We start from the raw sequence: 14,689 nt of genomic DNA, 5'->3' as shown, positions 1-14,689 counted from the left end.
CGTCAGCTGCGTCTTTCACAACCTCGCCTTCGTATTTCCAATCACCCTTGCGGGACGCCAATTCAGCTTGTCCAGCCAATGGCGCGCTCGGTTTGATTTCGACAGCTTTGGGTGCCGAGGCTACTTTTTCCGACGTCGTCGCCGCGGATGCAGCGGCCGTGGCCGTTGCCGTGGTTGCGGCAGTCGTCGCGGTCGTAGACGCAGGTTCAGTCGCCGCTGTTGCCCCGGATTGGGCAGAAGAAGCTTGCGCCGACGTGGATGCGGCACTTGAGCCGTTACCCTGGCTATCGCTTAATGACGCTTCGGGGCGGCACATGATCCAATTCAGCAGCAGCCCTGCGATCACGAACAGAACGATCCCCCAAAAGATCGATGATAAAAATGACCAGCCCCCGATCACCAACAATAAAAGCGCAACAAGCACCCCCGCACCTGCAGCAATCAGCCAACATCCTTTTGTGCAGCTGATCGTTTCTTGATTGTTATTCATGACAGTCCCCCCTTCGACATTACGGTGTTACTTTTTATACATACCGTCTTTTTTGGCGCGTTGGGAAAATTCTGTCTCTTCTCCCCGCGACAGCGGTCCGGCCTGCGCAACCCAGTTGTCACGACTCACCCGCCCCTTAAAGCCTTCGAGGTTTTGATCCACCCAAGCGATTTCGTCAGCGGTCCATGCCGCGACCTGATCAAAGTGGAAAAAGCCCAACCGGTGCAACAAAGATTCCAGCTTGGGTCCGACCCCTTTGATCATCTTCAAATTGTCCGCGCCACCATCGCGTGCCGCATCAAGAGTAGCTGGTTTAGTTCCCGGCCCTTCGGCCGGAGCGACAGCCGCTTCGACTTTTGGCTTAGCGGCTGGCGTCACTTTTTCAGCAGGTTTCGCCTTTTGTGCGGCCTTTGACTGAGCAGGTTTTGCAGCCTTGGCTTCGGATTTTGCATTGCTGTTCGCAGATTTGCCCTGCCACGGCGCAAGCAATGGCACTTCGGTCCCGTCGATGCGTTTCACCGTGTCGCCAATGTCGACGGCCAATTGGACCGAGGCGTTGTATTTTGTCTGCCCGCTGTCAAAATCCTTGAGCGTCGTCAGACCGCCAAGAGGCTCTGCCGCGTAGCGCCCATTTTGTGGGCCCGGTGTTGGCACTTTGCCGGCGGCCAATTCATCGATCAGTTCGCCCATGCGGGCAGCGGTCAAATCCTCGAAGTAGTCTTTGCCGATCTGGGCCATGGGCGCATTGGCGCAGGACCCGAGGCATTCGACCTCTTCCCAGCTGAATTTGCCATCCGCGCTAAGTTGATGCGCTTTCTTTGCGATCTTTTCTTTGCACACCGATACCAAATCTTCGGCGCCGCAAATCATACAAGATGTGGTGCCGCAAACTTGGATATGCGCAACAGAACCAACAGGTTGCAACTGAAACATAAAGTAGAACGACGCCACTTCGAGGCCACGGATGAACGCCATATCCAGCATGTTGCAAACGGTTTCAATCGCCGGGCGGGTCAACCACCCTTCTTGTTCTTGAGCACGCCAAAGAAGTGGGATGATGGCCGATGCCTGACGGCCTTCGGGATATTTGGTAATCTGGGCTTCGGCCCAAGCCTGATTGGCCGGGGTGAACGCGAAGCTATCGGGTTGGTCTTTGTGAAGGCGGCGGAGCATAATCTGGTCTCTCGGTCTGGGTGGAGACTTTGGGAGCCTCCGGCGGGAGTTTATTTGGCAAGATGAAGCAAGGGATGCGTCATCCGGATGTGCAGGCGGGTGGCAAAAGCAAAAGCGTTTCTTCGTCAGCGGCAAAGGCGGCGATCCCTTCGGCCATCATGTCGCGTGACAGACGGATCGCCGTAGGCCGATCAATGCCAAGCTTTGGCATTTGGACATCGGCCTGTGCTGAGGTCATTTGGCAGTCATTGGCGTTCATCGTCTCGATCAGAGCTTTCTTTTGGTCATCGGCAAATGCCGATGCCCCAAAGGTCACAAAAATCGCGGTCAGAACAAGCCGTTTCATCGGTCGATTTCTCCGAACACAACATCCATCGTGCCGATGATCGCGGCGACGTCGGCCAATTGGTGGCCCGTGCTCATGTGATCCATCGCTTGCAGGTGCAAGAAGCCGGGCGCACGCAGTTTGGCACGGTAGGGTTTGTTCGATCCATCGGCCACGAGATAAACGCCGAATTCGCCTTTGGGTGCTTCGACGGCGCAATACACTTCGCCTTCAGGAACGTGGAAGCCTTCGGTGTAAAGCTTGAAGTGGTGAATCAGCGCTTCCATCGAGGTTTTCATGTCAGTGCGCGAGGGTGGCGTCAGTTTACCGCGCGCCAGAATGTCACCCGGGCAGTCGCGCAATTTTGCGACCGCTTGTTTGATGATGCTCACCGATTGGCGCATCTCTTCCATGCGGACCAAATAGCGGTCATAACAGTCGCCGTTCTTGCCGACTGGGACTTGGAAGTCGAATTCATCATAGCATTCATAGGGTTGGCTGCGGCGCAAATCCCAAGCAAGGCCAGATCCGCGCACCATAACACCAGAAAAGCCATAGTTCAAAATGTCGTCTTCGGTCACGACGCCGATGTCGACATTGCGCTGTTTGAAGATGCGGTTCTCGGTCAGTAGCCCGTCGATGTCGGCCATGAATTCAGGGTATTCATGCGCCCATTGTTCGATATCATCGAGCAGCGCATCGGGCAGGTCCTGATGCACACCACCGGGACGGAAATAGGCCGCGTGCAGGCGTGCACCACTTGCGCGTTCGTAGAATTCCATCAAAATTTCGCGCTGTTCAAAGCCCCAAAGCGGCGGCGTTAGCGCGCCCACATCCATGGCTTGCGTCGTCACGTTTAGTAAGTGGTTCAGCACACGACCAATTTCGCTATACAGCACACGGATCAATGAGGCCCGGCGGGGCACTTCGACGCCCGTCAGCTTTTCAATAGCCAAACACCAAGCGTGTTCTTGGTTCATCGGCGCCACATAATCGAGGCGGTCGAAATAGGGCAGGTTTTGTAGGTAGGTGCGCGATTCCATCAGCTTTTCGGTGCCGCGGTGCAGCAGACCGATGTGCGGGTCGCAGCGTTCAACCACTTCGCCGTCAAGTTCCAACACCAACCTCAAAACGCCGTGCGCCGCAGGGTGTTGCGGACCGAAGTTGATATTGAAGTTGCGGATCTTCTGTTCGCCGGTCAGGGCGTCATCGAATTTGGAGCCGTCCATCATGAGGTCACCATGCTTTCTTCCAGATTGTCTTGCCACCGCTGCGGCAAAGAACCAAGGCGGGATTGGATATTGCTATATTGTGGGCGCAGCAGATCCGCGAGCTGGGCACGTTCTGCCGAGTTCATTTGCAAACCTGTGCCTGCGTTAATGCGTTCTTTGGGCCCTTCTAGGGGCGTATCAAGGCCAAGAAACCTTGATAGTTTGGTTAACGTTTCTGATTGGAACAGGTCTTCGAAAAACAGCACCATGCGTTGATCGGCAGGCACTGCATTTTCAAGTCGATCCAGAGTTCCAACATAATCAGAGCGGGCGCGTTCAGGGTTGTCTTTACCGCTCGTGACTTCGGCAAGCACGGTCGCGCGGGCAGCGTCAAAGGGCATGCCCTTTTCCGTCCGACGTGTGACTGTCATCGCGATGTTGGACCACAGACGATCAACCGGATCGCGCAGGATCATCAAAAACCGGGTGCGCCCCTCGTTTAGGGCAGCCATGCGGGCGTAGGTGTCGGATTTCAGCAGCGCATAGGCCGGGGTGACGTCGGCCACAACCCGGTGCGCAGGCCCAACAGGGCGCATCATCAAATTTTGGTACATCGCATCATTGCGACACTGTGCGCCAACAAGAGCCAACCAGCGGTCGATCTCTTGAACGCGGCGCGTGTTGCGCGCGCGGGTTTTATCGTCAGAAGACGCCGCCATTTCAGCCCGCACATCGCTGCGCACACGGATCAATTGATCAAGTGCCCAGATCGAGCTGCTATTTTCCACAGAGTCAAAATAGTGCGTTTCCTTGATCTGCGGCAGCGCAGCCTGATCATGGTTCCGCAACGCACGGGCAAGCCATGTCGTGCCCGCTTTGGCAGCACCAATGCAATATAGAAACGTCGCTGCCATCCTTAGCGTTTCTCCAGCTCTTGCAATTTAAGAGCCATAAACCACAACAGCCCGATGGTCCCGATAGGCAGTACGCAGACAAACGCCCAATAGGCGTTGATGCCGAAATGGGGCAACAGCTTGAACATCGGGATGATGGTCAATGCAGCTATGGCGATCCAAATCAGCATGTCCACATCACGCCCCTTCGACCTTCTTCTCGTCTCCGGGCAGAATGTATTCCGCGCCCTCCCATGGGGACATGAAGTCAAACTGGCGGTATTCTTGGACCAGCGATACAGGTTCATAAATGACCCGTTTCTCGACCTCATCATAGCGCACTTCGGTGTATCCGGTCGTTGGGAAATCTTTGCGCAGCGGATAGCCACGGAACCCGTAGTCCGTCAGAATGCGGCGCAAATCCGGGTGGCCGGAAAACAGGATGCCGAACATGTCAAAGACTTCGCGTTCGAACCAATTGGCCGACGGATGTACATCTGTGATCGACGGCACCATCTGATCCTCTCGGATCGACGCGCGCAGGCGAATGCGGTGATTCTGGTACATGCTAAGGAAGTGGTAAACCACTTCAAACCGCTTAGCCCGCCCCGGATAATCAACCGCCGTGATATCAACCAAAGACGAGAACTTGCAGCTCGAATCGTTACGCAGAAACTCGACAAAACCGGCGATATTGGCCGGTGCCACGTCTACGTTCAATTCTTCATGGGTGACATCCCATTCAAGCACGCAATCGGGGCGCTTGGCTTCGAGATAGGCGCCGAGTTCATTTAGGGCTTCGGTCATGTGTGCTCCTATGTCGGAGAAGAGTGATTGACCCACACAGGTGGACCATTGTGAAACGCGCGATTAGCGAACGATTGTCCCAGTGCGGCGCATTTTGCGCTGCAGCTGCATGATACCGTACAGCAATGCTTCGGCAGTGGGCGGGCAACCGGGGACGTAGACGTCGACCGGCACGATGCGATCGCAACCGCGCACAACGGAATAGCTGTAGTGATAGTATCCGCCGCCGTTGGCACAGGATCCCATCGAAATCACATAGCGTGGTTCGGGCATCTGGTCATAGACCTTGCGCAAGGCAGGGGCCATTTTGTTGGTCAACGTACCAGCCACAATCATCAGATCCGACTGACGCGGGGATGCGCGCGGCGCGGTGCCAAACCGCTCAAGGTCGTAGCGTGGCATCGACGTGTGCATCATCTCGACCGCGCAACAGGCCAGACCAAAAGTCATCCAGTGCAAAGACCCGGTGCGCGCCCAATTGATCAGATCGTCGGTCGAGGTCAAAAGGAAGCCTTTGTCCTGCAACTGTTCGTTCAGTTCACGGGTGGCGACGTCGCGGTCCATACCGGCGGAGTTGGGGGATGTGGCAATCGACATCTTTAATTATGCTCCTGGCGTCATGCGGGCGGACATCGCCGCCCGTCGGTGTTCGTTTCTCATGTATCCTAGCACCTTATGGGGGTCAACGCGGCATGCACACCACAGGCACGCTTGAGGTAAGAGTCTTGACCTTAGCCCCCGCTTTGGCAACCTTTGGGTAAACAACTAGGTTCCTCAAGGTATTATGACACGTGAAGACCCCAATAAATCTGCGCTTATTATCAGCGGAGCCTTTAAAGTCTTATTGAAAGAAGGGCTGCCTCACCTGTCTTATGACCGCGTGGCGCAAGCCGCGGGGGTGACGCGCCAGTTGGTGCGCTACTATTTCCCAACTCCCGAAGATTTGATGATGACCCTGTGCGAACAGATGGCCGACACCTACAGAGAGGCCATGATCAATGGCATCACCCATCACGAGGGCCAGGATCGGCTTGATGTATTTTTTGACTTCTACTTTGATGTATTGGACGGCACGCCCAAACCGCGCGACGATCAAGCATATGACGCACTACTAAGCCTATCAGCAGGTTCAGATCGCTTGCGCAACACGCTGCGCGATCAATATACCTTGCTGGGTCAGGTCGTTAGCCACGAGTTGCGCCTGCAATACCCCGACCTTCCCCTGCCCGCTTGCACAGAGATCTCGTATCTATTTGTCGTCATCATGTACGGCCACTGGAAAATGGTCGCCTCTCTTGGCTTAAGCGAAAGCCACCGCCTCGTGTCACGTCGCGCCATTGATCGTCTGATTGCGTCCTATCGCTCCGTGCCTGAAACGATTGATGACGCGCAGGTCTGGAAGGCCGAAGTTTAAAGTCGCGGCGCGGAGACAAGCACAACCGCCCTACTTCAGCACGAATCGCGGCACCGAAACTGGATAATTACTTCTCATTCTCGGCGTTTGCTAAAAAGGTGATGTCGTCGCCTAAAAAATGGGCACTTTCGTTTTGACAATTTTTAGCGCCCAACACGACTGAAACGCTTGAGTTCTACGTTTTTAGCAACTTTCAAAACGGAAAACTGCAATTTTTCCCTAAGCCATCAGACGTTTACACATTATGCACCCAGCACGGGTGCAGCAAAGTTTCACTCTTACAAGTTTGAAAAAAGCTGCGCGTGCAGCCGCAACGGCTCATTGCGTGCAGTTAAATAGTAAGCGCGAATTTAGAGCGTTTTAAATTCAAACGGCCGCCGAGGTCCTGGCGGCCGACATGTTATTTAAGCAGTACCAGGCGCGCTCATTGCCATTCGAGCGCGCCTTTTTTCCACTCATAGGCAAACCCGGCCGTCAACACGCCAAGGAACAGCATCATTGACCAAAAACCAACCATGCTGACGTCTTTGAACGCCACAGCCCACGGGAACAGGAACGCGATTTCCAGATCGAAAATGATGAAAAGAATCGACACCAGATAAAACCGCACATCGAATTTCATTCGTGCATCATCAAAAGCATTAAAGCCGCACTCGTAGGCGCTGACTTTTTCAGGGTCAGGATTGCGCACCGCAATGACCACCGCAGACAGCATCAGGACAAGACCGAGGCCAATGGCAACGACCAAAAATACGAGGATGGGAAGGTATTCCCGCAACATGTCTTCCACGTTTGGCTCCTTATCGTGTCCGGCGCATGTGTTCGCGCAAGATCCAGCGTCAGCGCTGATTGACAGCAGCTTTACGCGTGCGACCGCGCAGGGTCAATAAAGCCACCCACGATCACGCGCAAAAAAACCGAGGTACATCGACGCAGGCCATCATCTTTGCGACGTTTCAAGATCGCGACACCATTCTGCCAGAACTAGACCATTGTCAGCAGCCGTCATTTGCACGCTCAATTCCGTGTTTGTCGGGGTCGAACGCACCACGTGGGCCTCGTTAAAGGGCAATGCCAATTGTTGAACGCGCCGGGCAATGTTGGGCAGCGCCAGCATATCGCGGTCGTTCAACTGTAAGTCATTTTTCATTGCCGCGTTGACAAAGACCAACTCACCGTCCGCGTTGTGCACCGTCATCCCCCTGCCCTTAACGTTAGATAACATGTTAAGGATCGCGTCATTTTCGGCCAACGCATCGCTAAGCGCTTTTCGTTCGAAGCGTAAAAGATGGCGTTCGATTCTGCTTTCGGCGAGGTCAGCAACCGCCTGCAAATAGGCCAACTCACTGTCCCGCCAGATCCGCGCGGTTGTCGAGACAGCACAGATGGCCCCCACCGCCGCTTCGCCATCCACTTTCAAAGGCACCCCCAAGTAGGCGCCGATTTCCATCGCCTTTACTGACGCAATGTTACGTAATTCTGGGTCGATGCGGACGTCAGGCAATCGCAACGGCTGCCCGGTCCGCACGGTCCGCTCGCAAATTGTGTCGCGCGCCGACGTAGAACGGTTTTCCGACGGCGTGTCGGGGTCCGAATGCCCTAACGATGTTAAGGTCTCGCCGTGTACAACACTGACAAGACAAAATTCACACCCCAGCTTTGCTACTATAGATTGCGCTAAAGCGTCAAATTCAACCATGTTACTGAAATCAATAGACATATACGACATGTGGATCACCAAGCGCGTTACTTAGGGTCATTCCTTTTGCCGATGGAAACGCCCTGCTTTCTCGAATGTAACGTTAATGTTATCAAAATAGGAAGTGAAATTCCCAAGCGAGAATTTCACGCGCGTTAAGGATTTGTTGAAGAGCTTTCCGAGCGCGTCACTTTCACCGTGTGCCGACGCCATCTATGGCCACGACATGCGTCAATTTCTTAAAAATAAGCGTGTTAACTTTTTCTCAATGTTCACAGACGGGCCCGCCAAACCTGTTCGCTTGGCTTAATAAATCATGGTGTCAGGTCGTATTTTTTACCCATGTCGCTGGGCGTTTATCAAAAAACGCGGCGATTCCTTCGGCAGCCTCGTCGGTTTCCCAACGGGTTTTGAGCGCATTTATTGTGGTCGCAATGGTGCCATCATCAATCTGCGGTCCCAATGTGCGCATCAGCGATTTGGCCGCAGCCACCGCCCCCGGCGCGCAGGACAGATAGGGGATGACTTCGGCCTCAACGGCTCCGTCCAGATCACCAACAGGTACAGCGCGCGCCAACAGGCCCAGCTCAACAGCTTCGGACGCTCCAAAAATTCGTGACGACATGAAGACCCGGCGCGCATGCCCCTCGCCCATACGGGCCAGCACATAGGGGCCAATGGTGGCCGGAATGATGCCAAGGCGCGTTTCCGTCAGCCCCATCTTAAGGTGATCCGCCCCAATCGCCACATCACAGACCGAGGCCATGCCAACACCGCCCCCAAACGCATTGCCTTGCAACGCGCCAATCAACGGCTTGGGCAACGTGTTCAAGGCTTGCAACATATAGGCCAGCTTGCCCGCCTCGCGCGCCCGTGTGTCAGGGTCGGTTTGCATCTGTTCGCGCATCCAGCCCAGATCACCACCCGCGCAGAAACTCTTGCCCGCACCACGCAGGACAACGACGCGCACAGCACCATCCGTGCCCAGATCACCTGCCGCTCGGGTCAATTCCGCTAACATTAGCGCACTCAGCGCGTTGTGCTTTTCGGGGCGGTTCAGCGTCAGGGTGGCCACACCGCGCGCATCAACGTCGATCGCAATCGTTTCAAACATCTTAGCCCCGCATCGCCTGCGCCATAGCGGCAGCCGTGTTCACCGCCTCTAAATCAAGCCCGGTGCGATATCCCAACCGCTCAAGATGCGCGGCCACGGCTTCTGTCGCGACATTTCCGGCCGCACCCGGTGCATAAGGGCAACCCCCAAGGCCACCAACAGCCGCATCAAACACCCGCACCCCAAGGCTAAGCGAGGCGTCGATATTATCAAGCGCCCGACCACCCGTGTCGTGGTAATGCCCGGCGAGACGCCCCACCGGCACCACATCGCGCACCGCAAGCAGCATGCGCGCAATCGTGTCAGGTGCGCCGTGACCCAAGGTGTCACCTAGGCTGATCTCGTAACAGCCCATGGAAAATAGCCGATCCGCAACGCGGGCAACGGCGGCAGGGTCCGTTGGCCCGTCATGCGGACAATCCACCACACATGACACATAGCCGCGCACCGGCAAATCAATCTGGCGCGCCGCTTCGATAACCGGGGCAAACCGGTCTAACGACTCGTCAATCGATGCGTTGATATTGGCCCGAGAGAACCCCTCGCTTGCTGATCCAAACACCGCGATCTCGTCCGCGCGGGCGTCGCGCGCATCATCAAAACCGCGCATATTCGGAGCCAGTGCCGCATAGCGCACGCCCTGTGCCCGCGTGATCCCCGCCAATACGGCGCGGGTATCACCCATCTGCGGCACCCACTTGGGGCTGACAAAACTGCCCGCCTCGATCCGACGAAAGCCCGCAGCACTCAGTTGATCAATCAGCGCCACCTTTTCGGCCAAAGGAATCTCGCGCGGTTCGTTTTGCAGACCATCACGTGGACCTACTTCGTAAATCTCGACTGCGTCGGCCATCTAACCCTCCCAAGGTGGATAAAAGTCCTGCGTGTATAACCCATCGCCGTCCCCGGCGGGCAGGCTGTTCTGAAAACCTGCGCGTTCAGATATGCGTTGATACCACGCAGCGGTTTCAGGGTGATCATCAAGGGCTGCAAAATGGCGCGCCATATAGACGGCCTGACCCACCGAAATATCAGCCGCCGAAAAGCCCGAGGTCAACAGATAGTCGCGGTTTTCCAAAGGCGTCGACAGGCGGGCCTCAAGGGCGTCATAGCATTTGCGCAGGCGCGCGGCCTCTAGTTTCATCACGGTTGGGCTGCGCATGTGATCCTCGTACAAAACCACATGTTGCTGTGTCAGCGCGGCGGCGTGTTGGCTGATGGTTTCAGCAAAATGCACCCACACCAACCACGCCATACGATCCATGCTGGCCACACCGCGCCCAAGGCGGTCTGGGCTGAACCGTTCGCACAAGTATTGCGTGATCGCGCCCGTTTCGAACATCCGTTCGCCATCGATTTCGAGCGCAGGCACCCGGCCTGCCGGGCTGAGCGACAAAAATTCAGGACGGCGCAGGGACTTGTCAAACGGATGCACATTCACGGCAAAGGGCACATCAAGTTCATTGAGCAGCCATAGCGTGCGCATCGATCGCGACTGTGGGCAATGGTGCAAGGTGATCATGTCTGTTCGTCCTCCAATCGGACCAGCGCTGTACCCGCACTGACTTGATCGCCGTCCTGGGCCAGCACCTCAGCGATGACACCATCGCGCTGTGCAAGCAAGGCATGTTCCATTTTCATCGCTTCCAGAATGGCCAGCCTGTCGCCTTTGGCCACCTGCGCGCCAGCTTTGGCAAAGACCGCTTTGACCAAGCCGGGCATCGGCGCTTCGATCAAGTTTCCATTGCCAGCATCCGTGGCGGCCACGTCCAAAAGGTCGATGGCGTCAAAAGGTATGCCATAGCCGTCAAACACAGTGGCCCGATTGCCCGCAATGGCCACTTTCGGGGCCGGGTGCCCATCGATGAGCCACGCACCTTGCCGCCTAAGGGCTGTGATATCGGTGCCGTCCACAGTCCAGTGCTGAAGGTCAGGGCTGGCGACCTTTACATGTACCTCAAGCGGGGTTTCCTCATAAGCCAGCGGCACGGCACGGCGCAGCGGTTGCCACAGGGAAAACCCAGCGGCCCCGGTCGGCGTATCCAAGCCAGACAGCGCCATGGCCGCCGCAACCGCGTGGCGCGGGTGGCGAACGGGCGGTGTCGTCAGCATGTCGATATCGCGCGCGATTAATCCTGTATCAACCTCGCCCCGGCCAAAGCCCGCGTGCCCGGCCAATGCCCCAAGGAACGCCAAATTGGTCACCGTTCCCGCGACTTGCGTCTGCGCCAACGCTTGGGACAACCGTTGCAATGCAATGTCGCGCGTCGCCCCATGGGTGATCACCTTGGCAATCATCGGATCATAAAACGGGCTGATCTCGTCCCCTGCCCTGACCCCACTGTCAGCGCGTGCTGAATTTGGAAAACTCAGATGCGTGAGCGTACCAGTCGCAGGTAAGAATCCCGCAGGCACGTCCTCGGCATAAAGACGCGCCTCAAATGCGTGCCCGTTAATCGTTAGGTCATCTTGGGCCGCAGGCAGCGCCTCGCCCGCAGCCACACGCAACTGCCATTCCACCAAATCGACGCCTGTGATCGCTTCGGTCACCGGGTGCTCAACCTGCAAACGCGTGTTCATTTCCATGAAAAAGAACCCATCATCGCGTAACGGGCCAGAGCCATCGACAATGAACTCAACCGTGCCAGCACCCTTATAGCCGATGGCCTGCGCCGCTTTGACGGCCGCGTCACCCATCACACTACGCATTTCGGGTGTCATGCCCGGTGCAGGGGCTTCTTCGATCACCTTTTGATGGCGGCGCTGCAAAGAGCAATCGCGTTCAAACAGGTGCACCGCATTCGTGCCATCGCCAAAGACCTGCACTTCGATATGACGCGGGTGGGTCACGAATTTCTCGACCAGCACATCCGCATTGCCAAAAGCGGTTTTGGCCTCGCTGCGTGCACTGGCAAGCGCGTCGGCGAAATACTTTGGGTCTTCGACCAAGCGCATGCCCTTGCCGCCACCGCCCGCGACGGCCTTGATCAAGACAGGATAGCCCATCTTATCCGCCTCATCCGCCAGTAACGCATCGCCCTGATCGGCCCCATGATAGCCGGGCACAACCGGCACACCCGCTTTGACCATCAACGCCTTGGCCGCATCCTTTAGGCCCATAGCACGGATCGCATCCGCCGATGGGCCGATAAAGGTCAAACCAGCAGCCTCAATCGCGTCTACAAAGTCAGGGTTTTCCGACAAAAACCCATAGCCCGGATGGATCGCCTGCGCGCCCGCGTCTTGTGCGGCCTGAATGATTGCATCGCTCCGCAGGTAACTGTCGGTAGGCGCACTGCCACCGATGTGGATGGCCATATCAGCCATAGCAACATGTTTCGCCGTCGCATCTGCGTCTGAATAAACAGCGACACATTTGATACCCAAAGCTTGGGCTGTTTGCATGATCCGACAGGCAATTTCGCCCCGGTTGGCCACTAAAATTGTGTCAAACATTCTGTACTTTGCCCCTTTTCCGGATCGCATTGTTCAAATGCCTTTGGGTTCTCGCGTCGAGCGCGACAAGTCGGACATCCAAAAGGCAATCCCACAAGGAGTTCACTGCAATCACCGCGGCTTCATCATGGGGAAAACAATACGCACCGGTAGAGATCGCTGGAAACGCGATTGAAGCGCAACCATGCGTTTGAGCAAGGTCAATGGCCCTTCGATAACAACGTTCCAGTAGTGCGCGTTCATATTGTTCTCCGCCACGCCAAATCGGCCCGACAGCATGTATGATGATTTTTGCATTCAACCCGTAGGCTTTTGTCACTTTTGCATCGCCGGGTTCGCATCCACCAAGTTCAGCGCATTCGGCCTTTAGCTGCGGACCAGCTGTGCGGTGAATCGCGCCATCTACACCGCCTCCCCCAAGTAAAGATTTGTTCGCTGCATTGACCACAGCGTCCACCGTCAACTGGGTGATGTCAGATTTTACAACAGTTATCGGCATTACATTCTGAACACGCCAAAACGCGTCTCCTCTATTGGGGCGTTCAGCGCGGCCATCAAACTCAAGTGCAACACATCACGCGCCTTGCGCGGATCAATCACCCCATCATCCCAAAGCCGCGCCGAGGCATAAAGCGGATGCGATTGTTCTTCGAACATGTCGATGGTGGGCTGTTTAAATGCAGCCTCTTCCTCGGGCGACCAAGTGCCGCCTTTGCGTTCAATGCCGTCACGTTTGACCGTGGCGAGCACACCCGCCGCTTGCGCACCACCCATGACAGATATCCGCGAATTGGGCCACGACCACAGGAACCTTGGGGAATAAGCGCGCCCAGCCATGCCGTAGTTGCCCGCGCCAAACGATCCACCAACCAGCATAGTGACTTTGGGCACCGAAGTCGTGGCGACTGCCGTCACCATTTTGGCGCCGTGGCGCGCGATGCCTTCGTTTTCGTATTGTTTGCCGACCATGAAGCCGGTGATGTTTTGCAGGAACACCAATGGGATGCGACGTTGGCTGCACAGCTCAATGAAATGTGCACCCTTTTGGGCGGCTTCAGAAAATAACACACCGTTGTTGGCGATGATGCCCACCGGGACGCCCTTGATATGGGCAAAACCGCACACCAAGGTTTCGCCAAAACGCGCCTTGAACGCATCAAACCGTGACCCGTCGACGACACGGGCGATCACCTCGTGGATGTCATACGGCGTGCGCAGATCGGCAGGCACAACACCCAGAACTTCGGCTGGGTCATAGGCGGGTTCTTCGGGGCTTTGCAAAGTGATGTTTGGGGTTTTGCAAAGATTAAGGTTTGCGACACTTCTGCGCGCCAAAGCCAAAGCATGCGCATCGTCATCGGCCAAATAATCAGCCACGCCAGACAGGCGCGTGTGCACATCTCCCCCCCCGAGATCTTCGGCTGACACGACTTCGCCTGTGGCCGCCTTAACCAGCGGTGGGCCTGCCAAAAAAATCGTGCCCTGTTCTTTGACGATGATCGTCACATCAGACATTGCAGGCACATAAGCGCCCCCGGCAGTACACGACCCCATGACCACAGCGATCTGCGCAATGCCCTTGGCGCTCATCTGTGCTTGATTAAAAAAGATACGGCCAAAGTGGTCGCGGTCGGCGAATACTTCGTCCTGATTGGGCAAGTTGGCGCCACCACTGTCGACCAAGTAGATGCAAGGCAAGTGGTTCTGTTCAGCGATTTCTTGGGCGCGCAGGTGTTTTTTGACCGTCATCGGATAGTAGGTGCCGCCCTTGACCGTGGCGTCGTTGCAAATGACCATCACCTGTTGGCCCATCACTTGCCCCACACCCGCAATCACGCCAGCACAAGGGGCCGCGCCGCCATAAAGCCCATGCGCCGCCGTCGCCCCCACCTCAAGAAAAGGCGATCCGGGATCAAGCAGGTTCGCCACCCGCTCACGTGGCAACATCTTGCCGCGTTTGATGTGGCGGTCGCGCGACGCTTCTCCGCCGCCAAGCGCCGCCGTTTGAGCCGCTTCCGAGACTTGAGCCAGCGCGATTTCATGCGCCGCAAGGTTTGATTTAAACGTTTCGGAAGAGGATAGGATTTGAGATTTAAGTTTCATTTTG

The 14,689-nt window shown here is 56.2% G+C and carries 16 protein-coding genes and 1 pseudogene; 1 reads left to right on the top strand and 16 read right to left on the bottom strand.

Annotation, left to right across the window (positions count from 1 at the left end; translation table 11 throughout):
- The 8 genes and pseudogenes from ABJF76_RS01125 to ABJF76_RS01090 all read right to left on the bottom strand — a co-directional run.
- Positions 1-490 (bottom strand): annotated as a pseudogene (locus ABJF76_RS01125) (hypothetical protein); the annotation flags it as partial.
- Positions 491-517: 27 nt separating this feature from the next.
- The gene (locus ABJF76_RS01120) at positions 518-1,663 is read right to left on the bottom strand and encodes an NADH-quinone oxidoreductase subunit E (RefSeq protein ID WP_413821318.1); all 1,146 of its coding nucleotides are present in this window, start codon (positions 1,661-1,663) and stop codon (positions 518-520) included.
- Between the two features lie 79 nt (positions 1,664-1,742).
- Complete coding sequence (locus ABJF76_RS01115; protein WP_413821317.1) at positions 1,743-2,009, bottom strand: hypothetical protein; 267 nt, start codon at positions 2,007-2,009, stop codon at positions 1,743-1,745.
- Positions 2,006-3,217, bottom strand: coding sequence for an NADH-quinone oxidoreductase subunit D (locus ABJF76_RS01110; RefSeq protein ID WP_413821592.1), 1,212 nt, complete (start codon positions 3,215-3,217; stop codon positions 2,006-2,008). Before ABJF76_RS01110 ends, ABJF76_RS01115 begins: the two co-directional genes overlap by 4 nt.
- Positions 3,217-4,113, bottom strand: a complete 897-nt coding sequence (locus ABJF76_RS01105) for a sulfotransferase (RefSeq protein ID WP_413822482.1) — start codon at positions 4,111-4,113, stop codon at positions 3,217-3,219. Before ABJF76_RS01105 ends, ABJF76_RS01110 begins: the two co-directional genes overlap by 1 nt.
- A gap of 2 nt (positions 4,114-4,115) precedes the next feature.
- Positions 4,116-4,289 carry a hypothetical protein gene (locus tag ABJF76_RS01100; RefSeq protein WP_413821609.1) on the bottom strand — a complete coding sequence of 58 codons (174 nt, stop codon included), beginning with the start codon at positions 4,287-4,289 and terminating at the stop codon, positions 4,116-4,118.
- Between the two features lies 1 nt (position 4,290).
- Entirely contained in the window at positions 4,291-4,899 is a 609-nt protein-coding gene (locus ABJF76_RS01095) for an NADH-quinone oxidoreductase subunit C (protein ID WP_413821315.1), read from the bottom strand.
- A 63-nt stretch (positions 4,900-4,962) separates the two neighbouring features.
- Entirely contained in the window at positions 4,963-5,496 is a 534-nt protein-coding gene (locus ABJF76_RS01090) for a NuoB/complex I 20 kDa subunit family protein (protein WP_413821314.1), read from the bottom strand.
- A gap of 187 nt (positions 5,497-5,683) precedes the next feature.
- Between ABJF76_RS01090 and ABJF76_RS01085 the strand changes: the two genes are divergently transcribed.
- Complete coding sequence (locus ABJF76_RS01085) at positions 5,684-6,313, top strand: TetR/AcrR family transcriptional regulator (RefSeq protein WP_413821313.1); 630 nt, start codon at positions 5,684-5,686, stop codon at positions 6,311-6,313.
- 424 nt (positions 6,314-6,737) lie between these two features.
- On the opposite strand, the gene ABJF76_RS01080 is transcribed toward ABJF76_RS01085, so the two are convergent.
- From ABJF76_RS01080 to ABJF76_RS01045, 8 genes are all read right to left on the bottom strand, one after another.
- On the bottom strand, positions 6,738-7,103 hold the full coding sequence (locus ABJF76_RS01080; protein ID WP_413821312.1) for an NADH-quinone oxidoreductase subunit A: 366 nt from the start codon (positions 7,101-7,103) through the stop codon (positions 6,738-6,740).
- 150 nt (positions 7,104-7,253) lie between these two features.
- On the bottom strand, positions 7,254-8,042 hold the full coding sequence (locus ABJF76_RS01075; RefSeq protein WP_413821311.1) for a GAF domain-containing protein: 789 nt from the start codon (positions 8,040-8,042) through the stop codon (positions 7,254-7,256).
- A 292-nt stretch (positions 8,043-8,334) separates the two neighbouring features.
- On the bottom strand, positions 8,335-9,126 hold the full coding sequence (locus tag ABJF76_RS01070) for a crotonase/enoyl-CoA hydratase family protein (protein ID WP_413821310.1): 792 nt from the start codon (positions 9,124-9,126) through the stop codon (positions 8,335-8,337).
- A 1-nt stretch (position 9,127) separates the two neighbouring features.
- Entirely contained in the window at positions 9,128-9,979 is an 852-nt protein-coding gene (locus ABJF76_RS01065) for a hydroxymethylglutaryl-CoA lyase (protein ID WP_413821309.1), read from the bottom strand.
- Positions 9,980-10,648, bottom strand: a complete 669-nt coding sequence (locus tag ABJF76_RS01060) for a glutathione S-transferase family protein (RefSeq protein WP_413821308.1) — start codon at positions 10,646-10,648, stop codon at positions 9,980-9,982.
- Complete coding sequence (locus ABJF76_RS01055; RefSeq protein WP_413821307.1) at positions 10,645-12,582, bottom strand: acetyl/propionyl/methylcrotonyl-CoA carboxylase subunit alpha; 1,938 nt, start codon at positions 12,580-12,582, stop codon at positions 10,645-10,647. Before ABJF76_RS01055 ends, ABJF76_RS01060 begins: the two co-directional genes overlap by 4 nt.
- The gene (locus tag ABJF76_RS01050; protein WP_413822397.1) at positions 12,575-13,081 is read right to left on the bottom strand and encodes a macro domain-containing protein; all 507 of its coding nucleotides are present in this window, start codon (positions 13,079-13,081) and stop codon (positions 12,575-12,577) included. Before ABJF76_RS01050 ends, ABJF76_RS01055 begins: the two co-directional genes overlap by 8 nt.
- Positions 13,081-14,685, bottom strand: a complete 1,605-nt coding sequence (locus tag ABJF76_RS01045; RefSeq protein WP_413821305.1) for a carboxyl transferase domain-containing protein — start codon at positions 14,683-14,685, stop codon at positions 13,081-13,083. Before ABJF76_RS01045 ends, ABJF76_RS01050 begins: the two co-directional genes overlap by 1 nt.
- Positions 14,686-14,689 lie beyond the last annotated feature (4 nt).

Origin of the sequence: Tateyamaria sp. (genome assembly GCF_039940735.1) — a bacterium.
Taxonomy (GTDB): Bacteria; Pseudomonadota; Alphaproteobacteria; order Rhodobacterales; family Rhodobacteraceae; genus Tateyamaria.
The sequence above is the reverse complement of the archived record's forward strand: the minus strand, read 5'-3'. Positions and strand labels throughout refer to the sequence as shown.